This is a genomic window from Chryseobacterium rhizoplanae (assembly GCF_900182655.1).
GTDB classification, from domain to species: Bacteria; Bacteroidota; Bacteroidia; order Flavobacteriales; family Weeksellaceae; genus Chryseobacterium; species Chryseobacterium rhizoplanae.
The window spans coordinates 338,664-364,188 of the sequence record NZ_FXTC01000002.1 but is presented as its reverse complement, the minus strand read 5'-3'; the positions used below and the strand labels follow the sequence as shown (position 1 = coordinate 364,188).

At 36.2% G+C, this 25,525-nt stretch carries 17 protein-coding genes; 4 read left to right on the top strand and 13 right to left on the bottom strand.

Annotation, left to right across the window (positions count from 1 at the left end):
* Window positions 1–155 precede the first annotated feature (155 nt).
* From FN817_RS06860 to FN817_RS06820, 9 genes are all read right to left on the bottom strand, one after another.
* A complete protein-coding gene (locus tag FN817_RS06860) occupies window positions 156–2,507 on the bottom strand; it encodes a M14 family zinc carboxypeptidase (protein WP_142717293.1) in 2,352 nt (783 codons plus the stop codon).
* 368 nt (window positions 2,508–2,875) lie between these two features.
* A complete protein-coding gene (locus FN817_RS06855) occupies window positions 2,876–3,241 on the bottom strand; it encodes a hypothetical protein (protein ID WP_142717292.1) in 366 nt (121 codons plus the stop codon).
* Window positions 3,242–3,249: 8 nt separating this feature from the next.
* Window positions 3,250–5,385, bottom strand: coding sequence for a DUF3990 domain-containing protein (locus FN817_RS06850; protein WP_142717291.1), 2,136 nt, complete (start codon window positions 5,383–5,385; stop codon window positions 3,250–3,252).
* A gap of 40 nt (window positions 5,386–5,425) precedes the next feature.
* Complete coding sequence (locus FN817_RS06845; RefSeq protein WP_142717290.1) at window positions 5,426–5,776, bottom strand: hypothetical protein; 351 nt, start codon at window positions 5,774–5,776, stop codon at window positions 5,426–5,428.
* Window positions 5,777–5,795: 19 nt separating this feature from the next.
* Window positions 5,796–9,950 (bottom strand): hypothetical protein, encoded by a 4,155-nt coding sequence (locus tag FN817_RS23325; protein ID WP_185149901.1) that lies wholly within the window; start codon window positions 9,948–9,950, stop codon window positions 5,796–5,798.
* Window positions 9,951–9,956: 6 nt separating this feature from the next.
* Entirely contained in the window at window positions 9,957–12,128 is a 2,172-nt protein-coding gene (locus tag FN817_RS06835) for a hypothetical protein (RefSeq protein WP_142717289.1), read from the bottom strand.
* Window positions 12,129–12,359: 231 nt separating this feature from the next.
* Window positions 12,360–12,605, bottom strand: a complete 246-nt coding sequence (locus tag FN817_RS06830) for a hypothetical protein (RefSeq protein WP_142717288.1) — start codon at window positions 12,603–12,605, stop codon at window positions 12,360–12,362.
* Window positions 12,606–12,762: 157 nt separating this feature from the next.
* Window positions 12,763–13,800, bottom strand: a complete 1,038-nt coding sequence (locus FN817_RS06825; RefSeq protein WP_142717287.1) for a patatin-like phospholipase family protein — start codon at window positions 13,798–13,800, stop codon at window positions 12,763–12,765.
* Window positions 13,801–14,055: 255 nt separating this feature from the next.
* On the bottom strand, window positions 14,056–14,556 hold the full coding sequence (locus tag FN817_RS06820) for a M15 family metallopeptidase (protein ID WP_142717286.1): 501 nt from the start codon (window positions 14,554–14,556) through the stop codon (window positions 14,056–14,058).
* A 194-nt stretch (window positions 14,557–14,750) separates the two neighbouring features.
* Here FN817_RS06820 and FN817_RS06815 point away from each other — a divergent pair, with 194 nt between their 5' ends.
* Window positions 14,751–16,334 (top strand): Na+/H+ antiporter, encoded by a 1,584-nt coding sequence (locus tag FN817_RS06815; RefSeq protein ID WP_142717285.1) that lies wholly within the window; start codon window positions 14,751–14,753, stop codon window positions 16,332–16,334.
* Window positions 16,335–16,516: 182 nt separating this feature from the next.
* The gene (locus tag FN817_RS06810; protein WP_142717284.1) at window positions 16,517–17,788 is read left to right on the top strand and encodes a Y-family DNA polymerase; all 1,272 of its coding nucleotides are present in this window, start codon (window positions 16,517–16,519) and stop codon (window positions 17,786–17,788) included.
* A gap of 2 nt (window positions 17,789–17,790) precedes the next feature.
* Here the strand turns inward: FN817_RS06810 and FN817_RS06805 are convergent, their stop codons facing one another.
* Together FN817_RS06805 and FN817_RS06800 are read right to left on the bottom strand one after the other, a co-directional pair.
* Complete coding sequence (locus tag FN817_RS06805) at window positions 17,791–18,402, bottom strand: YdeI/OmpD-associated family protein (RefSeq protein ID WP_142717283.1); 612 nt, start codon at window positions 18,400–18,402, stop codon at window positions 17,791–17,793.
* Window positions 18,403–18,407: 5 nt separating this feature from the next.
* Entirely contained in the window at window positions 18,408–19,541 is a 1,134-nt protein-coding gene (locus tag FN817_RS06800) for a serine hydrolase domain-containing protein (RefSeq protein ID WP_142717282.1), read from the bottom strand.
* A gap of 99 nt (window positions 19,542–19,640) precedes the next feature.
* Here FN817_RS06800 and FN817_RS06795 point away from each other — a divergent pair, with 99 nt between their 5' ends.
* Window positions 19,641–20,972, top strand: coding sequence for a M48 family metalloprotease (locus FN817_RS06795; RefSeq protein WP_228451495.1), 1,332 nt, complete (start codon window positions 19,641–19,643; stop codon window positions 20,970–20,972).
* A gap of 149 nt (window positions 20,973–21,121) precedes the next feature.
* On the opposite strand, the gene FN817_RS06790 is transcribed toward FN817_RS06795, so the two are convergent.
* Both FN817_RS06790 and FN817_RS06785 read right to left on the bottom strand, forming a co-directional pair.
* Window positions 21,122–22,651 carry a hypothetical protein gene (locus tag FN817_RS06790; protein WP_142717280.1) on the bottom strand — a complete coding sequence of 510 codons (1,530 nt, stop codon included), beginning with the start codon at window positions 22,649–22,651 and terminating at the stop codon, window positions 21,122–21,124.
* An 83-nt stretch (window positions 22,652–22,734) separates the two neighbouring features.
* Complete coding sequence (locus tag FN817_RS06785) at window positions 22,735–24,276, bottom strand: glycine--tRNA ligase (RefSeq protein WP_142717279.1); 1,542 nt, start codon at window positions 24,274–24,276, stop codon at window positions 22,735–22,737.
* Window positions 24,277–24,459: 183 nt separating this feature from the next.
* On the opposite strand from FN817_RS06785, the gene FN817_RS06780 reads away from it, so the two are divergent.
* Entirely contained in the window at window positions 24,460–25,155 is a 696-nt protein-coding gene (locus FN817_RS06780; protein WP_142717278.1) for a pseudouridine synthase, read from the top strand.
* Window positions 25,156–25,525 lie beyond the last annotated feature (370 nt).

Below are 25,525 nucleotides of genomic sequence, written 5' to 3'. Positions count from 1 at the left end.
AAGACAAATATATGCGGTTAATGCGACAAAACGTGTCGTGTTTTATTTTTTGTTGGAAATTTATGGGATAATATTCTTAAGAATACTCAAGTTGGAATACTCCCGATATTTATATTAATGGTTATTAGTTTTTGAACTTTAAAATATTATATCGGTTAGTACATTCTGTTGTTATAAAAATCAACAGCATATTTACCCATCGAATAAAATGTATTTACGTAGGTTTCTATACTTCTTGTAATGACATTATTGTTAAAGGATGTTGGATCTGTTGGATTGTAATAATCACTCTGATCAGTCTCTATTGTCATTGCTACTACCTGCTGATTCCCCATCCAGGCCTGAGACATCGGAGAGCTGCCATCAATATCTGAAAAAGCAAGCAGATCTTTATCCGCTAAATAACTATATCGTTTTCTTATTTCAGCATCTAATCTGTCACATAAAGAATAGATGGCATTCTGAACAGTATTAAATGATGATGCAAACCAGACAGCCCGATAGTCAATATTTACTCCTGATCCAAAATTATGACAGTCAATAAATAATACAGTGTCTGTTTTAATAGCATTGAAAGTATCCCTTACCAATTGTGATTCTTTTTCGCTAAATGGTGCAGTTCCTTTATAGGATTGTGAGCCAGCGCCACCGTCTGCATATTCTGTCCAGCGATAATCAAAATTTCTGTTAATATCCACGCCGTTATGATTCCATCTTACCGATTCTGTGCCATTCACATTTCCAACATTCAACGCATATGGATTAACCAAAGGAATCAATGTCCAGTCATAGTTAGTACGTAAAGCATCTATTATCTCATCCTTATTAGGATTTTCAAGCAGCAGTTTAAAAAATAAATAGGTTGTGTAAACACTTAGCTTTTCGCCTCCATGTGTACCAGCACATACGAAAATACGAGGTTTTCTGCGCCTTTGTGTTGGTGGCGTTTTTCTGTTCAATGAAATATCAATCCGCAAAATATCATAAGGTGTCGGACCTTCTGTCTGGCCTATAACTGTTTTAGTGACATTATTTGAGAAGGGTGCTATTACACGATCATACATTGGATAAAGAACATCTGATGTAAGAGTTAAAGGATTGAAGGCAGGATAAACCGGAGCATTCCAATATTTAATTCCGAAATTGTCGACTGCAAATTTATTCATTTGCCGGGCATCCTTTTGAGATACAGGAACGCCGTTTACAGAATAATTTTTCAGGCCGGTGACGTAAAAAGTAGTGAAAGCACCGCTATACCGGTAAGTAAATAAAATCAAATGGTTTAACAAAGGAGCAGATGTCTGGCTTTGAACAATGATTGTATTGTTTGTTTTATTATACAATACAACACCGGCCGTTATAGCAGAAGGCATATCTATACCCGCAGTTGAAATGGGCAGGCTGATTCTCCCTACAGTTGTGTTTCCTGTGTCAATGATTGCTCCCCCGGAAATTATGATCTTACGGTTAGCTAAATCAAAATTGATGTCGGTATCATTGGTATTTAGAATGGCAACCTGTTCGTTGATCGTATAAATCGTAGATGGTAGAGGCTTGCTTTTTTTACTTTCATTTAATAGCTGATCATACTTACTGGTACTGATATTTTTTAAAATGTATATAAAATCAAGACGGTCCTGCTCGGTAACAATGTCTGTTGGAGTATTCTTTTCAAAAACTATTCTCACCTGATTGGAGGTCAAATTATCTACTGAAAAGTCATTGGTCGTAACATTCTGGTTGGCAAATATTCCATCCTTATAGAAAACAACACGGGATATTTTATATCCTGATTTCTGACTAATCAAATATTTACCGGAAATTACAGGAATTAAAGCTGTTCTTATCCCTGTGTCAGAGGTAGAATTGAACCCGTTATTTACTGCTATCCTGCCGATTTCTGTAGGGATATTTTCTCCTAAATTAATTTCTAAACTATTGTATTCTGATATGACTTTTATAGAAGCTTTTGCATTTTCTACAATATCATTAAATGTAACTGACTTAGATGAGTAGCAATTAATCTTAATTGCATTTAATTCTGGCTGGGTAACTGTTTGCGTTTTGTCAATATGATGCAGGGAAACTTTCCATTTCTTTGCTGTTACAGGAATGGCTGGCGTAAATGTTTTTGCGTTTATATCCTGTTTTGAAATAAAAACATTCGTATCAGAATAATAGAAGATAGTTTGCAATAACATATCACCCAGGAGTTCAATTTGGTTGGCATAGATGATATCTAAAAAAGAATCCGTTCTTCCTCTTATAGTTGATCCTGTGGGAAATCCGATAGAACCGGAAATTGCCAGAGCTCCAACTTCCAGGGTTGGATTCATATAATCCTTGAAACTGCTGTTTTGCTGTATAATTTGGCCACTATTCTGAATTTGGTGTAGTGGAATCAAATCGTTTTTATGCCAGTAAGAATCCTGCCATTCCCAGAATTCTTCCTGTACTGGAATATCTCCGTTTTCAAAATATTTTTTTAATTCTTCTTTTGTTTTCATAATAAAAATTTGGTGATTTTTGTATTAAATAGGTTAAGTTAGAGAGGCTCTATGTTTCAAGCTTTAGATTCTCAGGCATAGTTATGACTGTTCAGCATGTTGTGAATGCTGAATTCAAAGTGGTTTTTAATTTTACTTTGTTTATGCTCCAAAAGTAGTTTGGGAAAACGACAAAACTTGACGTGTTTTAATTTTGTGGGAAGTTTATTGGAATAGAGAGTCTGAAATTAAAAGAAAGTTCTCCAGCTATGATTGGTTGGAGAACTTTCTAATCTTTTTATAATAAAGTGTATCTTGTCATTTTATAATATAAATTTAATATGACAAAATATAACGTATTTTATTTGTTGTAAGAAGTTTATTTAAAATTATGAAGATAAGGGGCGTGCAATTATAAAAGAAGTAAGATTATTTTGTTTGTCAAATTTTAATGAAAATTCAAGTAATTGCTCTAATTCTTCCGGTGTATAAGAATCTGTAGTATGTTTGTTTTGAATAATAGATAAAGCCCAATGATAGGGAATTTGGTGATTTATGTAATCCACACTTTCATAATCTTCAAGGTTATTTAATAAAGAGATAAAATAAGAGTGAAATTCATTCTCAATAATCTTCTTGTTGAAAAAATCTGTAATGAGTAGACAAACAAATTCAAAATACTTTTCTCTTAAAAAGATTTTCTCTTGACCATCGTCATCTATAAATAAAAATTGGCTATTTTTAATATGTTTCATAATCTAAGTTATTTAAAATTTTTATCTAAATATTTTGAAAGAAGCTTGGATCCTTTTTCACTTGTTATTGCTACTTGGGTTTCTTTTAATGCTTTAGGTTTTTCTATTCCTTTAAGTACATCCCAAGGGTTCCTGAGTTTTGGTCCAATTACTACATCATAGTCATGCACTAAAATACCTTGTCTGGCCTTTGTTACAAAATCTGCCCATTCTTCAGTAGGACCATCAAATCTCTTAATTTTTAAGCTTAAAAAGTCTTTTTCGGAAATTGTGAATTTTAAAATTTCCGAAGGATCACCTTGTCGCCCAAATTTATACTTATTATAATTACCCGTTTCTTTTAAGGAAAAACTTGTATAAAAAGATCCACTCCCTTTTGAATTAAAATCCAGATTGGGTTTGTTGGCAGATAGCTTAATTCCATCTTTTTTTATTGAGTTTGCTGCTCCTGGACTTGTTCCATGGAATAAATCTATTGATAAGCCGTTAACAGGAATTTCTTTTTCTAATTCTAGTTGTGCTTTTTCAAAAGCTTCTTTAGCCACTTGTCTCGCAGACTGCTCTTCTAATTTCTTGGCAAAATCATCTGATTGCTTTCTTAGTGATTCATAATATTCATCTAAATATTTTTGATACACTAAATCTTTTTCAGCTGTAGTAGCTGCTTTTTTTAATATAGAAGCCTCTTCAGCGGCTTTGACTGCTCTTCCGGCTTTCAAGGCAGGAACAAGAATAAAAAGTATATCAGGAGTGAGTTCTCCAAGTTTTTTATACCAATAATATGGATTGGTTCCATACTTTAAGTACCAGTCAGGAAATTCTTTTAATGCTGTAATAAGCTTTGCCCAAAGTTTTTTGATGAAATTCTCAAAGTTAAAAACGAGCTCATTTAAAAGATTTTCAAAAGCTTCTCCTAGTGCATCAGTAAGTGTGAAACCAACACCATCCCTGGCGATCATCATTACTAAAGAAACTAAATCTATAAGTCCTGCGACAAATTCTAAACATCCATTCCAAAGACCAACTAAAAAAGCATTGAGATTATATATCTCATTCAGTATTTCTCCTTTTGGTAAAACCTCATCAAATTTTTTTAGTCCCTCATCCAATAAAGAAGAAAATTTCTCAAACAAATATAATAAAAGATTGTTCAGGATCTCTTTAAATATTTTTTCTATAATAGCATCATTTTGATTGAATTTTGAAACATCATCAATCTGTTTTTTAAATTTATTTTTTATAGACTCTTTTATTTCTTCTCTATTCTGAGGAACTATAACATTGGGGAGAAAAGCAGGAGTAAATCCTTTATTTAAAAGAGCATTCCAGTATTTTTCCTCTTCATATTTTTTTGATCTCATCCAGTGTGAAAATTCCAGTATTTTTTTTTGGATATTCAAACCCAGATATTCACTTCCCTGAAGAAATACAAGAAATAAAGACATGTCATCAAATTTTTTCTGCTGAAAATCATATTTAATGGCCTTTGCCAGAAGATCTTTTAATTCCTTAGGATCAAGTTTTACTTCTTTACCAGCTTCAACAAAGTCTAAACCTGAATTGTTTTTTATTTCAAAAGGGCGCTTTAAAAATTCTTCCGCAAGGTCCTCTTCGTTAACCTGCCCTAGAAATGGAAATTGAAATTGAAGTTTTTCTATTGCTTTCTTTCCTAATTTTACCCTGACAATTTTTCCAAAGTCAAATTTTCCGTCATCGGTTTCAATAAGAAACAAAACCTCGTCATCATTCGGCTTAAAATCAACATTAGCATATTGTTTTAAAATATCCTGACCATTGGGATTGGCATACACCTTAAATTTTATTTCATCCCAGTTTTCACTAATTGAATCATTATAAAATGCTGCTTTTGCATTACTGAATTTTTGTGAAAGATCTATAATGCTAAAATTAGATTCGTTCAGGATTCTGGCAGGACCATAGTCTGCTACTGCCCAGGATGGTAAGAATTTATTCCAGTATTGTCCAAATGGACTGTTTTTAAATGCACTTATTTCATCGAAAGAAGTCGTCTTACTTGTGAAAAAATTTTCTTTAAAAAATTCATTTTGAGTATTGTTTTCAGCTAGGAGCTTAGATCCGGACAGATTACTACTCCCTTTATTATTTAATATATCTAAACTCATTTTGTTATTTTAAGATTAAAGACAGGGCATAATAACCCTGTTATTGTTGATTGTTTTTTGAAAGGAGATCATTTTCCGGGAAAATCATCGTAAGTTGATATTTGGAATAATGTTCCTTTATTGTTTCTTCATCCAATACGAGAAGATCCAGGTAATAATCTTTATCAAGGAGTGTGTGGGCATTTTTCAGCTTACATTTAGCCTGCACCAAAACATCCCAGTCTTTTCCTTCCAGCGTGTCCCATTCATCAAATGGTATCCTGCCTCTGCTTCCGAAAAGAAATATCTTTTCTACAGCAGTAATATCATCAATCTTGTCCTTTAAGGCTGTGAGGATATAAGGCAGCACTTTATCGTGCTGCCAGATAGCCTCGAGTTTTACTCGACTCATGGTTTTTGTTTTTAAAGAATTAAATTAGGAATCTTGATAGAGAAAGCTTTTCAGCATATTCTTGGGCCTCAACCAACTTATCATCTTTGTCAAATAGTCGGTTTGATGAACCGGTGAAGAAATCATCAGCAAATTTCAGGAAATTAATTCCATCCGTTGTAAAGGCTAATGTGTCTGACATTTCTGAATAAGGAGGTTTGACAAATTTGAAATTTTTGATTTTGTCTATATCCACTCGGATGGTAACCCCATTCTCGGTATTGGCAAAAGCTTCAATACCGTCTATTCCTGAAAGTCCGGAAGCCAAAGCTCCATAAACTTTCATTAGGGAATCTGTTTTTGCCCATATTGCGTCTCTTACAACCTCAATGGTCTGTCCCATGCATTCGTATTTTCTGGGAAACTCGCCTGCTTGGTCAAGGTCTCCAATAGTATTATATGAGCCTGTACTATCTAATTCTTTCAGAGAGAACTGGATCTGTTTTATGCTGGATTTGTTTCCCATCAAAGAATTATCTTTCACGAAGTTACTTTCTGTGATGACATCGCCCGGCACTTCAAATTCATTTGGATCTTCAGTACTAAATGGTAAAGCATGCTCTACTTTTAAGCCGATACTTTCTGCCTGAAGAATATTTAATGGAGTTGGAAGTCTGGTAATCCAGGCTTTTCCTTGTTTTATGCCTTTAGGCTGTTTCATTTCATCTACAATAGATAGATAAAGAGAGTCTCCAATGACAGGAACTTCGCCTCCATTCCAGATTTTACCTGTTGCCATGTAGAACTGAACAGCATCTTCAAATCCAGGACGTACCGTAGCAACCACTCTTGCCATACCACTTTGCAGGAACGCTCTGAATAATGGGTCTACATCTTCAGCCTGGTAAAGATTAGTCCATTCTGTTTTATTAGCCCAATAATAAGGATACAGATAATAAGAAAGGTTTTCCCATTCAAATGCCTGTTCCATAAACTTAAGGAAGGCAGTATATTTATCAAGTTTGGTTGACAGATCTGTTTCATAATCTGTAAAGGTACTTCCGGTAGTTAGTCCTGCCATACCATAACCATGGGAAGAATTAGCTGATCTGTTGATCATATAAGAGATACAGTTTTTACGGAGTACCGTATTCTCGATCTGACGATAGAATCCTGGATTGGACCCTTTAATCTGGATACCGGTAGCTTTTTCTTCTGCTATTTTCTGTTCGTAAACTGCTAAAGCCTTTTCATAGCTGTCAATAATGGCTTTGAATGTTTTCTGAAGCCATGCATTTCTTGCTTCTGGAGTAAGTTCTAAATTTAGTTTCAGAGTACCTTGCATAATTGGGCTTTCTCCTGTAGCAAAACTAAATTCCAGTTTATTTTTGATATTCAGGGTTGTTGTTGTTCCACTCATCTGTGTACTGTTGGGTGAAGAGATCCAGGAAGTACCTTGTCCTCCAATAGTCATGAAAGCCTGGTGAGCACCTTTAAAGCTGTGTGGGTAGGTTTGGAAAGTATAATCAACAGTTTTTAATAAATAACCTTCCGGCACTTCAACTTCTCCATTTCCGTTTACGATCTGAACCTTGTCATCATCTTTTCCTCCGAAGTTTCCATCGCGTCCACTGAATGATTTACTTATAGCAAAGGATTCTGCAGGTCTCTCATCAATTTCAGCATTGTATTTACTTATCCAATATTTTAATGCAGCTTCGTTACCTAAAGATGAATAGTTTTCTAATGGCAGATAGCTTGCTTTTCTTGGGTCTTCAGGTTTTACAAGATCGCTCTTTGTTGCTGAATTATCCAATGTCATTCCCAATGTATGTAATTTAGCAGGTTGAGGAATCATAAATTCGAACATCAGACGCTTGCCATAATTATAGATCTGGTTTTTCATAAGTTTGTCAACCCAACGGAAAACACCTACAACATGCTTATCTCCTTTGGTATTATCAAAGCCGTGTTTGTTATTCTCTTCAAACTCTTCAATAATCTTTTCAATTCTTTCTTCATGAACTTTTGTGACTACTCTGTCTAATGCTCTTGCTGTAATATCCTGAGCCTGGGTAAGCGCTTGTCTTGTACTTTCTTCTTTGGAAGAATGAGTGGCATATCCACCGGCAATTCCTGTACTTATTGTTGCACCCATTGCTCCTGTTCCAGTTTTCCAGGTAGCATCAAAATGTGCCTGTACATTGGCATCTCTGGATTCCTGCATCATTTTGGCAATCTCAGTCTGCATTTCAAATCTGGTTGCGGTAGTGGTGTCCGTAAGTTTTTCTCTTTCAGTATCTGAAGATGTAGTAGTAGTGTTTTCGCTTCTTCTTAGCCTTCTTGTTGCCTTTTCACGATACTCACGGGCCATTACGTTTTCGATGTGTGCCACCTCTCCTTCTACATAAGCATGGGTAGTCTGTTCTACTTTAAGGTAGTCAGCAATACCGATTTGCTTAAATCCAAATCCGGAAGGGATATAAGAATCATCAGGTTCCTGAACAGGATCTTTAATTTCATTTACAAACTCAAAAGATGAGGTGTAGCAGGACTTCATCGAAATAATTCTTGGGAAGAAAGTCGTTACCTTACCATTGGTAAAGGTGATTTTAACATCCATTGTAAAGTTCTCTGTTTGAGAAATGTATACACCGTCTGTTGTTGCGCTTCCTAATAATTTACTTAAGAAAATCTTATTACCAACACGGCTTTTTTCAAAATAAGTACCGGAAATAGGTCCTGCATTGGTATAGAAAGTATAGTTCATACTTGCTACATTCCAGGAAGCATCAGGAACATCGATAGATAGGTCCAGACACGTATTTCTTAAAATATGCCTTGGACATAACTGATAGGTAAAAGGAATCGTTTCTATTCTTGAGACAGGAAGAATAACTCCACCAATGCTTGTATAGCTTTCAGAATTATCCATGATATTATCCAGAACAACTTTATTGGCTCTATCTGTAGCATTGGAGATAATGTCTTTTAATTCATTGAACGTATTTCTTCCTGCCAGTAAACTATCAATGAGTGATGAGTTATCAACCCTTTCTTTATCTGTCTCTGAAAAATCATATTCTAAAAGAGATAATATTGTATCAATACTGTCGGGTTTTAACCCATTTACAAGCGTTCTTGCATCTACTTCAGGGCGGAACGAGAACTCAAATTTCGGAAGTTTCGGATAAGGAATTTCTTCTGGTTTGTTACAAGGATCTTCAGGATCATAAGGCAACTCAGGGTTTCTGATCTCACAATATTTTCTTCTTGCTTCTTCTACGCGGGCATAATATTCATCAAGAATAGATTGGTTGGATTCGTTATGTTTTTCTTCACTGATTTTATATTCCCGGCTATATTCTTTTTTATAGCTGTTTTCAATAAGAGACATCTCTTTGGTTAACACTTCATATCTCTTAAGAAGAGCCTGCCCCTCCTGGATATTTTGCTGCTTTTCCATATAAGAGGATGGTGATGTAACTTCTCCCGATTCTTGCTCCTCCATTTTTGCAGCAATGCCAATAGGGCTGGCATCCGGAGTATCCAGCATCAGCTCTCTGGGAACTACAACTCTTGCGGATAATAAATCTTTGTATTCATCTTCGCCTGGAGCTGAATTTTCAAGGACAAGAGTATGAGCTGCCAATAAAACCTGCATCAACCCTTCTTTAACATAAAAGTCTTTATGAGTAGCAATCTGATAAATTAAATTGTTCCATAAGTTGATGAGATCGGGAAATGCGTAAGAAGAGGAAAGTTTTACCTGATTCTTTTTCCCATTAAATTGATTATAAGAACAAGTGTTTTTATTTTTTGCAAGCCAAAGTGCGTAATCGTACACAATACCATAGGTTTGTTTCAATGTATCCATATCAGCAATAAAACTGGCACTTTGGGCAAAAAAAGCAGCTCTTTCTTTTAGCAATTCCTGCTTGGGCCTTGTTCCTGAGGCTACAGGTATATAAAATGTATTATCGCTTTTTAAAGAATCCGGAATTGTAATGAATTTTTTACTTTGTTTATCTTCATCGGGTAATTGCGGACTTCTTAAGCTTACGAATCTGAAAAGTGTTTGTGATGGATTGCTGGTGTTCATAGTGTTTGTTTGTTTATAATTAATAATTCCTTCTCCTATTAAGGATTTTCCGACGGTAAGTGCGGATTTTGTTGATGTATTGTTTGTTGGCATTTTTGTTTATTTTTTTGTGTACTCAAGAGTTAGCGTAAATGAGTTGATACGGGAATAATCATAATCAGGTACGTTCAATAGTTCTATGATAGCCATTTCTCTTTCGATGGTGATGTAGGCTTTTGTTCGCCATTGGTTACCTGCAAATGCGGTTTTAAGATCATACCATTCTGTAAACATTTCGTTGGAGATAATAGTTTCGAGATCCGGGAATTCAGTCTTCAGATCAATTTCACCTGTTCTTGGAATCTGATCCAGATATAAGGTTTTCTTGTAAACAGGCTTTCCGTTGATCCATTTCCCACCTGTCAGCTCTTCTTTAGTACTGTAGGAATGCTGTTTGTCTGCATATTGTTTCTGGATGTAATCATTTTCCTGGGCATTGTCTCCGAAATAAGTTTTAGAACTTAATCCCCGGGAATTTATCGTTTCATGTTCTATAAATACCGGTTCATCAGGATTTGAGCTTACAAAAATTCCTTTTACTGTTCCTCCATTGGTTTGTCTTAAAGAAGCACCTGCATCATTTAGCATCAAATGCGAACCATGACCAAACGCGAAAACCCCATTTTCTTTACTTACATCAACACTTGCAACATTCGTCCCATCTAAGTCACCCGAAAACATCATTACAGATTCAGAAAATAAACCGAGGGCACTTTTTACGCGGTCAGGTTCGTTGATTCTATAAAGAAGTCTTTCCGTGGAATCTTCATTTGTGAATTGAATATTACCGGTTACAGGAGTTCCAGAGGTTCCTGTCAATGGGACAAAATCAGTAAAATCTGATAAGTTTTTATATCCAAATACATTACCGGCATTCAGAACAGCTACTTTTGTATAAGTGTTGTCAGCGAGAGGAGTTCTTCTTGCAGAAACAACAGCGTCAAAATCAAGTGTTCTTGCGGCAAAGTCACCACCAATTAGAGGCGTAACAAAATCATGACGTCTTGCTACCGGATTTGATTCAATAACCAGCTTGTTAAATGTTGAACCTCCCAGTGGGGCATTACAGCCGATGACAACGTTGTTATCTCCCCAAACACCCATAGCATGAGTGGTAGAGGCTGCGTTATATCCGATGAATGTATTGGAACCCCATGCGCCTGAAGTGGTAACTTTTCCGTGAGTCTGACCGGCATAGGCTCCAAGGAATGTGTTTTGAACTCCATGAGTAAGCCAGTATCCGGCTCCAACTCCTAAAGCAGTATTATATTTTCCATCGATATTTTTAACACCTGATTCATCTCCAACATACGTGCATGAGAGAGCAGATGTTGAGTTTTTGCCAGCCTCGGTGCCTATCATTACATTATAGCTTCCGGTAGTTAAAAGAGAGCCGCTATTTACCCCAACAAGAGTATTCCAATCTCCTGTTGTTAAATTTGCACCTGCAAAACCTCCTATAGCAATATCACTTAGCCCGGTTGTTAGCTTTGGCAGAGTATTGTATCCGATTCCGATTCCATATGTTCCGGTATGATCTGTATTCATATTTCCGAACCATAAAGAGTAAGTTGTAGGGCTGAAATTTATTTCACCTGCTCTGCCTTCGCCCGGTTGGAAAATAATAGGCTTGGTTGTTCCGTTATTTCTATCAATAACATTTTGTAAATTATCATTCCCACTAAAGGACGGTTTATCAGAAAGATCATTATAGCTGCCTGTTACAGCCACTTTTTTCAGGGTGACTTTTTCCTGTCCTTCCTGAGACAATGTTACACTTCCATCAGAATTGGTCGCCGGAATGATACTGAATTCTGAAAGATTAATGTGAAAGGCTGAACCATCATTCTGGATAATTGTAATAATATTTTGAGAGGCATCATATACCGCATTCTCAATATTGATATCACGGGTTACTAAACTGCTTAAATCTACCGATTTACTTTGCTGGACACCATTTTCACCTGTATAAAATACTGTTAAGACGTTTCCGTTCAGTTGTGGAGCCTGAATAGTTGTTTGAGTTTCAATTTTATCTTTCCAGAGCTGTGTATTTTGAGGACTTAGATTAGAAGCATTTGCATCTGCTTTTTGAGATAGGTCATAGTCTAGTTTATCAGCCGGAATTTTTTCATCTTTATGCCAATAAGATTCCTGCCACTCCCAGAATTCTTCCTGTACTGGAATATCTCCGTTTTCGAAATATTTTTTTAATTCTTCTTTTGTTTTCATAAAACATTGTGTGATTTGTTAGTTAATAAATTGATTGTTGTGTCCTGTCTTAGGGAAACAGATTCACTTTTTATACTATATTTTTCAGACATAGTTCTGGCTGTCCAGCATTTTGTGAATGGTGAATCAAAGATGTTGAGAATGTTTAATGAGATTGCTGTGCGCGTATTATAGAGATTTCAAAAATAGTATTGGACAGCGTCAGAACTTTGTCGTGTTTTATTTTTTTATTTAAAGAGTATCTTCTTCAAGTATTGTTTCTTCAAAATCTTCTCTGAAGAAGTTTTCAATGTCATTGAGATAGTTTTCATAATCTATCTCAGTCTTTTCAATGTCACTCCATTCTATAGTATAGAGGTTTTCATCGAAGAGTATGTTGGTATTAAGATTGGGAGTTTCCATGTTTTGTGTTCTAATGTGCTGGTTATATTTTGAACATATTTCAGGCTGTTCAGCATAAGTGGATGTTGAATTCAAAGGCTTTTTAAAAATTTTTATAGATTGTTGTTTTGTGTCTTTCTGATACTTCAAAGGTAGTGGGGCAAAACGACAAAACTTGACGTGTTAAAAAAATATTTTCTACTTTTAAATATAATCTTTAGAGCTTATATTAATCAGTTATAAGGTCCAAAGCTTATATTTTATTTTTGATGAGTTTTTGAACAATCTGGTTTAAGATTTCTCTGTTGTCATCAATATAGCTCAATCCGGCCTGTATCAGATTTTCAATATTAGACCTTCTTACGTTATCCATTGCAGGAGAAGCGCTTTTCAGCGAAGGATTCAGGCGGTAATAGTTTTTCTGATTTCTCAAACCCAGTGTCTGAAACATCTGTTCCAACTGATAGTCTACCGTTTCTGCATTGGCAGACATTAAAATATCAATAATCGGGCTTACCCAGCCAATTTTTCCGGCTTTTTCCAGTTTTTTAAAAGGATAAGGTCTGGCTTCAATTCCTGTTCCGATAGAAACAATAATCATATCATTTACACTCGGATGGTTGGCTTTCTGATGATTTTTTAAAACCTCTGCAAAAGGAATTTTTCTAGCTTCTGCATAGGCACAAAGAGCAGGATTATTCGCAAACATTCCACCGTCAATCAGGCTGAAGATCTGGCCATACATGGATTTGATCTGTACCGGACTAAAATACGTTGGTGCGGCCGAAGTCGCCCTGCAAATATCTTTTACATAAAAGTTATCTGTGCTGAGGTTGGCTTTCCATGAGTTGAAAATCTTTGCTCTTCTGTTTTCAATATCGTAACTTGTTATTAAACATGGTTTTATTAATTCTTTTAATTCTAAATTTCCAAAAAAGTCATTTAAATTCCTTTCAAGAGATTCCTGTGGAATTTTTTCATTCAATAATCCGAATGGATTAACCAGTTTTTCCCAAAAGGAAACCTGGAAGATATCGCCGCCCTTTTCCGCATATAATTCTAATCCTTTCTGAATAGAATATTTTGCTTTTCGGGTTTCGTCGGGACATAGAATAATAGAAGCAATCAGACCTCCGGTACTGCTGCCTGCCACCAGATCAAAATAATCCCCAAGCTTTGCCGTGGGCTTATCATAATACTGGAGCTGTTCTTCTATGTAGCGTAGAATAATGCAGGTGATGATTCCTCTTATTCCGCCCCCGTCCAAAGAAAGAATGGTTGTCTTTTTCATGTTATTTTTTCATTTTTTTAAAGAAACATTTGGCAGCTTTAGACAAGTAAAACCAATAGATTTTCGAAAAAATGTCTATTGGTTTCAGCTTATTATAAAGATTGCTTTTGGTGTTTTCTTATAAAGCAAAGATAGATGGGGGAAGCGACAGAACTTGTCGTATTATAAATGGATTTAATTAATTTTGTTAAAAAATACAACTGTAAATCAATGAGTTATATTTGATTTTGTTTTTTGAATTTGAATAAATGGAAACTAAAAAACAACATAATTCTGCTTATCTCTCGGCATCTTCAAGAGTGTCCTCCAGCTGGTTTTTACAGGACCTTTTTTAGAAGGAATACTCTTTTTTTCAAAGTGGGGAAGATCCTTGAATGTTTTCCAGTTTCCGCCCCAGTCCCAGCCATGGCGGGCAAAGATCTTTACACATTCATACCAATCGGCAACCTTGTCATTGTCCCAGTCTTTTGCTGTATCCCAACTTGCTGTTTTACCGTCGATCATCAGGCAGATATCTACAGCAAGACCATAATTGTGGATGCTTTGTCCTGCCTTGGCATTGGTCACCTTTTTTCCTGAAGTAATTCTTCCGATTGCATACAGCTTTTCCTGTTCCTCAAAAGATCTTAGTCCCTGAGTGATCCGTATCCTGGCTCTTCCGGTAAGGGCTTCATCACATTCTTGTATGATTTGCTTTACTTCATCTCTTACCATCGGGTGAAGTTTCTGAATTCGTTCTAAGGTTACTTTATCCATATTTCTTATTTTGTATGATAACAAAAGTATAGAACAGAAGCGACGGAACTTGACGTGTTTTATCAGAAATTCGTTTAAAATTTAAGAACATTCATTCTCAGGGAATAAACATACAGAACAGGAAAAAAGATTGCTTTAAATTTTTAAAAACCAAATAGAAGTAGTAAATATGACAGATAAAAACACAATATCAAATGCACACCATCTTACCTTTTTTACTTGCTATGATAGCCGCCATCGTGCTGCTGAATATGTGGGCGGCAAAACTAAAAATTGCTTATCCTATTTTGCTTGTCGTATTTGGACTTCTTGTTAGTTTTGTGCCTGGTCTTCCGGTGGTAAAGATCAATCCGGATCTCATTTTCTTTATTTTTTTACCCCCTCTGCTGTTTGAAGCAGCCTGGTCTATCTCTTTTAAAGAAATGAAAAGATGGTGGCGTATTATTGGAAGCTTTGCTTTTTTAGTGGTCTTTTTCACCGCACTTGCCGTTGCGGTTACAGCTAATTACTTTATACCCGGATTTACTATTGCACTCGGATTTCTGCTGGGAGGAATTGTATCTCCGCCTGATGCGGTAAGTACAGGAGCCATCATGAAGTTTGTAAAAATACCCTCTACAACATCTGCTATTCTGGAAGGAGAAAGTCTGCTGAATGATGCTTCTTCACTGATTATATTCCGTTTTGCTTTAATTGCCGTAGGAACCGGTCAGTTTGTATGGCAGGAAGCTTCGTTGAATTTTTTATGGATGATAATAGGAGGGGCAGGAATCGGGTTGGTATTAGCATGGCTTTTTGTACAGGCCCACAGGAAACTTCCTACAGATGCCTCTTCAGATATTGCATTGACACTTATTGAGCCTTACCTCATGTATTGGATTGCAGAACAGTTTCATGCGTCCGGAGTCCTGGCTGTAGTCTGTGGAGGGTTATATATGTCAGGCAAACGGATGATATTCTTAAATAGTACCAGCCGTATAAGAGGCTATAGTGTATGGGAGAGTTTTGTTTTCATTCTGAATGGTATTGTATTCTTAATTATCGGACTTGAGCTTCCTGAAATTGTTGGCGGTCTCAGGTCCGAAGGTATTTCTTTGAAAATAGCCATTCAATATGGAATATTGGTGACCGGTATTCTGATTGCTGCCAGAATCATAAGTTCCTATGCTGCAATGCTTGCCACTTTGATTTTCAGACCAGGTGTTGCACCCCGTGCTTCCTCCGGAAGAAGACGTCTGCTGATGCCCCTTATGCTTGGATGGACGGGTATGAGAGGTGTTGTCTCATTGGCAGCCGCACTGGCGATTCCAATTAATCTTGAAAACGGACTTCCTTTTCCCAACAGAAACCTTATTCTGTTCATTACTTTTGTTGTGATCCTGCTTACATTACTTGTTCAGGGGCTCACATTGCCATACTTTATAAAATATGGTCATGTATTTGATGACTTTACAGATGAAGAGAAAGATAAACAGGCCAGGGAAGAAATAAAGCACAAGCTGAAACAGCACATTTATCATTTTCTTAAAAATAAACATGAAAGTGAATTGAACAGCCATGCAGGATTAGAAAGAATGCTGAAGCACTGGGAAGAAAAAATACAGGCCAATGAAACTGAATGGATGAATGAAAAAACAAAAGATATCTTTTTTGAAATGCTGGAAAGCCAGAGGCAGTTCCTTTCAGAACTCAATAAAGATATTTCCGTAAATGAAGAAATTATTCGCCATCAGCTTTACCAGATTGACCTTGAGGAAGAGCGTTTGAGAATGATTTGATTTGTATCACGATAATGTTTTTGAAAACAAAATTAAAGTGCTTATACGACAAAACATGTCGCATTTAAAAAATTTATTCATTTGTTTTTCAGACTGTTAAATATGATGTTAATTATGGACTAAAAGATTATTTTATTCTTTAAAAACTATAATTTTGTACAGATATTTACGATACAATTGTCATGTATGCTCTGGTAGATTGTAACAATTTTTTTGTTTCCTGTGAAAGGACCTTGGATCCTGATCTTGAAGGCAGACCCGTTGTGGTTCTTTCCAACAACGATGGATGTGTTGTATCCAGAAGTAAAGAAGCAAAAGACCTGGGAATTCCTATGGCGGCGCCGGCATTCAAGTACAAGGAGCTTTTTCAGCAGTATGATGTGAAAAGTTTTTCTGCAAAATTTGAACTGTATAACTATAAAAGCCAGCAGGTCATCAATATTGCCAAATCCTATGTTCTTGATCATGAAGTCTACAGTATTGATGAGCTTTTCCTTGATTTAACAGGATTTAAATACATCGATATTTATGAATATTGCTTTAAAATCAAAAAAGAAATTGACGAGAAAGAAAATATTCCTGTAAGCATCGGAATTGCTCCCACGAAGACTTTATGCAAAGTTGCGAATAGAATTGTAAAAGATTTTCCGGATAATTTTAATGGGGTGTATATTCTGGATACCCCTGAAAAAATTGAAAAGGCACTGAAATGGCTTAATATCGGTGACGTTTGGGGAATCGGAAGAAGACTGGCTGTCAAAATGAATGACAATGGTGTTTATAAAGCCTGGGATCTTCTTCAGAAACCTGAAATATGGGTTCGGAAGATTATGGGAATTCATGGAGTAAGGATGATCAATGAACTGAAAGGTATTCGTCAGCTGGAGCTGGATACTCCTTCTCCTAAAAAATCTATAGCTGTTACCCGAAGCTTTATGCAGATGCTTACGAAAAAAGAAGAAGTAAGAGAAAGGGTAGAAACTTTTGGAATGTACTGTTCAGAGAGACTAAGAAAGCAGAATACCTGTTGTAAAATGATCACTGTTTTTGTACAGACCAACCGTTTTAGAAAAGATCTGCCTGAATACAGAAATGCAATGACCCGGATTCTTTCCAATCCTACCAACTCATCAATCTTAATAGGAAGAGTGGTTAATGAACTTTTTGAAGCCATTCACAGAGAAGGGTTTCATTATAAAAGAGCTGGAGTGATGGTGAACGATTTTGTGCCTGAAGACCAGAGACAAATCAGTCTTTTTGAAGAAGATATACAAAACCAGCACCTTCCCGTAATGAAAGCTATGGATGCCATGAACAGGAAATATGGTAAAGATAAAGTTCGCCTTGGAAGCATGAGTGGTGAAAATACCTTCGGACGCGCAAAGCTGTCTCCGGAATATGAGGCTTTCCTGAAAAAAAATACATTGCCGGAAGCTAATTTCAGGTTTCATTAGAATTATTTTCTTTCATATTTCCAGTTTCTTCCTTTACCTTCGGCTATCCATTCCAGAGACTGTTCCATTCTTTTATTTCTGGTGGTTTCTGTTTTGGCTTCCGTAATCCAGGAAATATATTCCTTTCTGAAGGACGGGGAAGCTTTTTCAAAAACTTCAAGCGTTTCAGGTCGGGCATCTAGGGCTGACTGAAAATAGTCGGGAACTTCCATTTCTGTCTTAGAAGGTGGCGCTTTCTTCATAGTGACACCCATATCCGTAAGTTCCATGGCTTCTTTAATGGCTTTTTGAAGCTGAGGTTTGGAGGGAAGATCTTCCAATGCTGTTATTTTTCCTAAGCTGAACATTGAATTCTTCTCGATATTCTGAGTCATCTCCTGCATGGTTTTCATTTCCTTTTCCAGCCAGAATCCAAAAGTACAGTGTTGCTTGAAGGAAGCCATAGCACACAGGTTTTTTCCTTTATAGATGAAATGGGGGAAACTCCATTTCATGGTTTCTTCAGCATCAGGGCAGAATTCATGAATCGTTTCACGGATATAATGCAGGATGGGCTTAGCAAAATCCTGTGATTTTTCAATATAGGTATCTATTTTCGGGCTGTATTTCTCCATAGCATTTATTGGAATAATTGTACAATTTCGTTCACAAAGAATTTTACCTGATCAGGTCTTCCTCTGTCATTTTTAGGGTTGTTGGAGTAGCTTCCGGTTTTTACAATAACGATATTGTGCTCCGGAACCATAATAATATACTGTCCCTGTAATCCCAGGAAATAATAATGTTTGATAGGGTTGTCATGATTGATCCAAAGCCCCATTCCATAAATGTTATCAGACTTTTCTGTTGGAGTTCTCATCTGTTCAATAAAATCAGCGTTGAGAATCTGCTGATCTCCGGCTTTTCCATCATTCAGAAAAAGCTGTCCGAGTTTAGCAAAATCTCTTGCATTGGAATGAATGCAGCAATACGCTTTCTCCATACCATAATCGTCTGTGCTCCATTTCGCATTCTGCTCCATTCCCAAAGGAATCCAGAATTTTTCTGATAAATAGCTCGCCAGAGGTTGATTCAAAGCCTTTCGTAGGGCAAAACCAAGAAGTTGTGTAGTGCCGCTTTGGTATTCAAATCTTGTTCCCGGTTCTTCTTTAAATTTTCTTGAGAATACCGCTTTTACAAGGCTTTTCCCATAATAGGCCTTGGCATTGGGTAAAAACGGATTATTGTAATTTTCATCCCAGTCTAACCCGGATTCCATTTGAGCCAGGTTTTTAAGAGTTACCTGATTTCCGAATGTTTTACTTTTAAATTCCGGATAAAAATCAGATAACTTTTCATCAATACCAGAGATAATGCCTTCTTCCAATGCTTTTCCCAGCAACATGACAGTCACTGCTTTTGCCATCGAAAAAGAATTAGTGTGTGAAAGCTGATTATACCCTTCCCAATATTGCTCATGAAGAATTTTCCCATTCTTTATTACAACAAAAGAAGCTGTTCTGGAGTGTTTTAAATTGTCAACTAAATGTTTAGGTAAATCCTTTTTGTTGTAATCCGGATCTTCTTCCCAGAGTATAGGTTCTTCTGTAGCAATAGGATTGCTCGGGAAAAGATTTCCGTCATCAATATATGCACTTGATTTTCCTTTAAGATAGGTTTTGGAAATACCATTAAATAAATAATCATATCCCAGAAAATAAGCGGCTGCCGCACCAGCTGCCGCTCCGCCTATCATGTACTTTAGTATTCTCATTTTTTCATGAATGGGTCTCTAACAAATTTAGAATAATTTGGCTATAAAAATTAAAATGAATCATCAAATAAGTTATTTTTGTTCTTATTGATGAAAACTATGACCAGAAAACTTATTGTATTGGGGTACTTCTTATTTTCAATCATGGGAATGGCCCAGATTTATAAACCGATAGACACCGCAGATTATATACAGAGGAAAGCCTTTTTAAAGAGTTTTGAAGGAAATAATGAAGCGACTGTAAAGAAATTAAAATCTCAGTATTCCGGGAAAACAGGCTCTGAATTATCCAAAATTTATAAAGAATTCGGAACAGACTTTCAAAAGCAGGTAAAGAATAAGGATTTTATCTTTACATCTGAATTTGAAACCAGCATACAATCTATGATTCAGCGTCTTAAAAAGAACAATCCCACCATTCCTCAGGATTTGAAAATTCTGGTTGCAAAAGACAATACTCCCAATGCTTATTGTCTTGCTGACGGAACTTTTGTAATCAATATGGGGCTTTACAGCTGGCTTAATAATGAAGAGCAGATTGCGGCCGTGATTTCCCATGAACTGGGGCATAAAATAGAGGAACATTCCTTGAAAACCTTTCTAAAAATTATCGAGCAGGATAAATTGGATAAAGTATTGGTGGAGAATATCAAATCAACTACCACAAGCCGAAGCCAGAGCCAGAATCAGAAAGCTTTTGATATCTTTAAAAATACAGTGTATAAAAAAGGGGTTGAAAAAAGACAAAGTGAAATGCAGGCAGATTCTTTGGGGTATGTGATTTTTAAAAACAGTGATTTTAAGAAAGTAGAATTTGTAAATGCGCTTCAAAGATTGCAGGATTTTGATACCATTTCACCAAGGGAACTGAAGATGGAAACGTATAAAAAGCTTTTTAATCTTCCAAAACAGGCGTTTAACGAAAAATGGATGAAGAAGGAAGACTTTTCACTGTACAATTATAATTTCTACAAAGAAAAGCTGAATAAAGATTCCCTCGCGTCACATCCTGAAGTGTCCAGAAGAATTGAGATGCTTAAAAAAACATTTACAGAACTTAAAGCTCCAGTTGCTCCGGAAAAACCGTCGGAATTGTTTGTAACATTAAAGAAAACAGCAAGAATGGAAATTTTACCTAATTATTTCCACTCAGAAGATTATGGACAGGGGATTTATGCGGCCATGCAGTTTCTGCAGGATGAAGAGGAAGAAAAATATTATAAAAGCTGGTTGGGAAGATGCTTTTCCAAAATATATGAAGCCAGAAAAAACTATAATCTGAACCGGTATCTGGATAGAATTGAACCTAAGAATCAAAGTGAAAGCTATCAGCAGTTCCTGAACTTTATGTGGAACCTAAGTCTTGATGAAATAAAGAATATTGCAGACTATTATTATCAGGCGAATGAAACCATAGCAAAGGCAAACTGATTGTATTATCAATGATTGAAATATCAATAGGGACGGGCTATAATCCTGAGCTTAGACGAAGGGAGCCCGTTGTAAAATAATAAAAAATTCCACTGGCTTTAGCCAAAACGTAAAAGAACCCCGATATTTCATCAGGGTTCTTTTTTATATTAGTAATTTAATTTCTCCAAACGGATTTTATTAAACTTTTCTTTTTCGTTATACTCTCTAAGAAGAATATAGCCCTCTTTTCCTACATAAGGTGTTACCGCATAATTGTCTTTTTCAGAAATAGGAATGATCTCCTGTTTGAATTTTCCATCAATAATGGTATTGATGAACAAATTCCATCTTTTCTGCTTGGTCACTTCATCTTTCTGATAGTCGCGGTAGAAAAATACCACGTCTTTTCCACCGTTGAGGTATTGTGAAAACAGGTAATCACTGTTTACCCATTTTGATTTTTCTTTTTCAAATACCTGTACATTTTTCACTTTGAAATCTTTGTCTGTGTAGATGTAAACAAGGTCTGTGGTTTTGGGAGCGTTATACTGTCCTGCAGGTTTATATTTTTCAGACAGGATTCCTACACTTCCGTCATTCATAAAATACATATCTTTGGTCTGAAGCATATATCCGTTTTCTACCATTCCGTTTTTATTCACTTTTGGAAGGAAAGCTGAGATATTCGGCTCATAATTGATTGTTTTAGTATCCGCAGTAAAGCTTTTTTTGTCCACCATCATTCTTGCAAACCCTACTGATTCGGAGTTATCATAGTTTCTTCCCAGTAGAACTACTTTATCATCAAAATTTTTATCATTGTCAAGCTTTCTGTAATTGGAGTAGAAGGATTCAATATTGTCTATGGTATCATCAGACAATCCGGTTACCGGCTTGTTGGAAGTTTCCTTTCCGGTTTTCATATCAAGAACCAGGAGACTGAATGATTTCTGCTTTTCATTCACTTTTTTCATGATGCAGTACATGTAATTTTCGTCTCTTTCCAGAACAGATAAGGTGGAATAAATTTTCTTGCTTCCGTCAGTATTGTATTTATATCTCCAAACCTCCTTTTTGTTTTCATCAAATCTCATGAGGCTGTTGTTATTTTCATACTTTCCGTAATCTTTATACTCCACAGCAAAATAACCTCCTTCTTTTAGTTCACCTACGGCAGAAACGTAGTTGTACCCTTTATCTTTCTTTTCATCACGATTTTCCTTACGCTGTTCTTTCCAGCTTTTCGGTTCGTTGATTTCTTTGAAAGTACCGTTTTCCAGATAATCATAATATATTTTTCTGGTAATAGAGTTTGTCTTAGGATCAATCACCATAGAAACCGGTGTAAATACTTCTCTGCTTTTTACCAGAGAATAATCTATCATTGAAGGTTTTAGGATAATCTGGCCTTTAAAATCGACATACCCTAAATAAGAGGCAGCAGTGATATCACCTTCAAACTCTTTATTGGCAACAGGGTTGAGGTTTTTATCCAGAATTACATATTCAAATTTTTTGGTCTTATCACCGGATTTTCCGTAAGAATATAGAGAAACATAGCCGTACAAATTGTCTTTATCATCGAATAGAGCATTCATTCCTACATGATCCCCAGCGGCAAGGGTTGTCAGGTCCTGGGTTTGGGAAAATGCAAATGTCTGGATCAATCCAAACACCATCAGTGTTATTTTTTTCATGGTTAAAATTTGAGGGATAAAAATAATAAATTAACTCATATGTTGATAAAAATAAAAAAGCCCTGAAAAACAGGGCTTTTAAACTATAATTGAGAAAGTAAATTTCTGAAGTTCGTTTTTTCATCGATGATTCGTCTCAACTCTGAAACAGGAACTCTTTCCTGCTGCATTGTATCCCTGTCTCTGATGGTTACGGTATGATCCGTCAAAGAGTCGTGGTCAATAGTGATACAGTATGGAGTACCAATGGCATCTTGTCTTCTGTAACGTTTTCCGATAGCGTCTTTTTCTTCGTAGAACAGATTGAAATCATATTTCAGATCATTGAAGATCTTTTCTGCATACTCCGCTAAACCATCTTTCTTCATCAAAGGAAGGATAGCTGCTTTGATTGGAGCAATAGCCGGAGGTAAAGATAGAACTGTTCTTTCTGAACCGTCTTCCAATACTTCGTCTTTTAAACAATGAGAGAATATAGAAAGGAATAATCTGTCTAAACCTACCGAAGTTTCCACTACATAAGGAACATAATTTTCGTTTCTTTCAGGGTCAAAGAACTGAAGCTTTCTTCCTGAGAATTCTTCATGCGCCTTTAAGTCGAAATCTGTTCTTGAGTGAATACCTTCCAGTTCTTTAAATCCGAATGGGAAGTTAAACTCAATATCAGCAGCAGCATTCGCATAGTGAGCCAATTTCTCATGATCATGGAATCTGTAGTTATCATTTCCCAACCCTAAAGCTAAGTGCCAGTTCAGACGTTTTTGTTTCCACTTCTCGTAGAATTCAAGCTCTGTTCCCGGAGCAACAAAGAACTGCATTTCCATCTGTTCAAATTCACGCATTCTGAAGATAAACTGTCTTGCAACAATCTCATTTCTGAATGCCTTACCAATCTGCGCAATACCGAAAGGAAGTTTATGACGTGAAGTTTTTTGTACATTTAAGAAGTTAACGAAGATACCCTGGGCCGTTTCCGGTCTAAGGTAAAGATCCATTGCACTGTCTGCAGAAGCTCCCAGCTTTGTTCCGAACATCAGGTTGAACTGTCTTACTTCTGTCCAGTTTTTAGAACCGGTATCAGGATCTGCAATTTCAAGCTCTTCAATCAAAGCTTTTACATCAGCAAGATCTTCATTTTCCAGAGATTTTGCCAGTCTTGAAAGAATAGCCTCTCTCTTTGCTCTGTATTCCAGAATTTTTGGATTTGTGGCAACAAACTGATCTTTATCGAAAGCCTCACCGAATCTTTTCGCTGCTTTTTCGATTTCTTTATTCTCTTTATCTTCAATTTTAGCGCAGTAGTCTTCCACCAAAACGTCTGCTCTGAAACGTTTTTTAGAATCTTTATTATCAATCAATGGATCGTTGAAAGCGTCTACGTGGCCTGATGCCTTCCATGTTGTAGGGTGCATCAAAATTGCCGAATCAATACCCACAATATTTTCGTTAAGCTGTACCATAGCTTTCCACCAGTATTGTTTGATATTATTTTTAAGTTCGGCTCCGTTCTGTCCATAATCATACACAGCGGATAAACCATCATAGATCTCACTTGATGGGAAAATAAAACCATATTCTTTAGCGTGAGAAATCACTTTCTTGAAAACATCTTCTTGCTTTGCCATAATTTTTTTACGTCTGATGTGCAAAAATAGTGAAAATGTGGGAAGATGGAAGCGTGAAGATGGAAGTTTTTATAATGCAGTAAATTAGAAGCCGGGAACCTGCTTTTCACTATATCTTTTGCTTTGCAAAAGGATGCCGTTACAATCAGGGCTAGATCAATCGAAAATTTCTACTTTTGCACCATGTTAGAAATTCTTTATCAAGATGAGCACCTTATTGCGATCAATAAACCTAGTGGATTACTGGTTCATAAATCCTTCTATGCAGGAGAAGCCGATACCTACGCTATCCAGGAGTTGAAGAAACAGATTGGACAAAAAGTGTTTCCTGTACATCGTTTAGATCGAAAAACCTCAGGGGTTCTGTTGTTTACTTTAGATAAAGATACCCTTAGAATCATGAGCGAACAGTTTTCCTCACGCGAAGTGGAGAAAAAATATCTGGCAATTCTTCGTGGTTGGGCTAAAGAAGAAGAAACCGTCGATTACGACCTGGTTAATGAAAATGAAGTCAAGCAAAATGCTGTTACTTATTATCGTCGTTTGCAGACTTCGGAAATAGATTTACCCTTTTTAAAACATCAGACTTCGAGATATTGTCTGGTAGAAGCCATTCCTGAAACGGGAAGGTTTCATCAGCTGAGAAAACATTTTAAACATATTTTGCATCCTATTTTAGGTTGTAGAAAACACGGCTGCAATAAACAAAATAAGCTGTGGCTTCAAACATTTGACATCAGCAAAATGACGCTTCATGCCCATCAATTGATTTTTAATCATCCTGTTTCTAACGAAAGAATTACGGTAAATGCCACTATAGATGAAGAGTTCAAAAGAGTAGGGGACATTCTTAAATTCGATCTGAGTGCATATTCTTAATTTTTAAACCAAAAATTTGCTAATACCTCACCTTGACAAGGATGGGATTTCTAATTATTTCATTCCATGTAGCGGATAATGGAGATATTTCTCTATTATTTTAACGCAATGCTCGCAAAGTTTATTGATAAATAACTTTTATTTCCGATCGCAAAGGCACTTCGTTCAGCAAAGGCTGATAGCGTGTACTTCGCTTAGTGAAACGCCCTTGCGAACAAAATTGTTTTTAGGTTGTGTTATATTTCTTTGCGATCGTAGCGTTAAATATTTTACTCATCTGCAGCTTACACAGATTGTTTCCAACTTATAGATGTTATATATCAAACATTTCGATAAAATATCATACATCAATAGAGCATTAATTTTAAAA

Excerpts from the sequence above, each read along its gene's own strand:
- FN817_RS06825 (WP_142717287.1), bottom strand. The coding sequence starts at position 13,800 with ATGAAAAAGACAACCATTCTTTCTTTGGACGGGGGCGGAATAAGAGGA.
- FN817_RS06790 (WP_142717280.1), bottom strand. The coding sequence starts at position 22,651 with ATGAAAAAAATAACACTGATGGTGTTTGGATTGATCCAGACATTTGCA.
- FN817_RS06855 (WP_142717292.1), bottom strand. The coding sequence starts at position 3,241 with ATGAAACATATTAAAAATAGCCAATTTTTATTTATAGATGACGATGGT.
- FN817_RS06835 (WP_142717289.1), bottom strand. The coding sequence starts at position 12,128 with ATGAAAACAAAAGAAGAATTAAAAAAATATTTCGAAAACGGAGATATT.
- FN817_RS06815 (WP_142717285.1), top strand. The coding sequence starts at position 14,751 with ATGCACACCATCTTACCTTTTTTACTTGCTATGATAGCCGCCATCGTG.
- FN817_RS06795 (WP_228451495.1), top strand. The coding sequence starts at position 19,641 with ATGACCAGAAAACTTATTGTATTGGGGTACTTCTTATTTTCAATCATG.
- FN817_RS06860 (WP_142717293.1), bottom strand. The coding sequence starts at position 2,507 with ATGAAAACAAAAGAAGAATTAAAAAAATATTTTGAAAACGGAGATATT.
- FN817_RS06780 (WP_142717278.1), top strand. The coding sequence starts at position 24,460 with ATGTTAGAAATTCTTTATCAAGATGAGCACCTTATTGCGATCAATAAA.
- FN817_RS06810 (WP_142717284.1), top strand. The coding sequence starts at position 16,517 with ATGTATGCTCTGGTAGATTGTAACAATTTTTTTGTTTCCTGTGAAAGG.
- FN817_RS06805 (WP_142717283.1), bottom strand. The coding sequence starts at position 18,402 with ATGGAGAAATACAGCCCGAAAATAGATACCTATATTGAAAAATCACAG.
- FN817_RS06800 (WP_142717282.1), bottom strand. The coding sequence starts at position 19,541 with ATGAGAATACTAAAGTACATGATAGGCGGAGCGGCAGCTGGTGCGGCA.
- FN817_RS06845 (WP_142717290.1), bottom strand. The coding sequence starts at position 5,776 with ATGAGTCGAGTAAAACTCGAGGCTATCTGGCAGCACGATAAAGTGCTG.
- FN817_RS06785 (WP_142717279.1), bottom strand. The coding sequence starts at position 24,276 with ATGGCAAAGCAAGAAGATGTTTTCAAGAAAGTGATTTCTCACGCTAAA.
- FN817_RS23325 (WP_185149901.1), bottom strand. The coding sequence starts at position 9,950 with ATGCCAACAAACAATACATCAACAAAATCCGCACTTACCGTCGGAAAA.
- FN817_RS06820 (WP_142717286.1), bottom strand. The coding sequence starts at position 14,556 with ATGGATAAAGTAACCTTAGAACGAATTCAGAAACTTCACCCGATGGTA.
- FN817_RS06850 (WP_142717291.1), bottom strand. The coding sequence starts at position 5,385 with ATGAGTTTAGATATATTAAATAATAAAGGGAGTAGTAATCTGTCCGGA.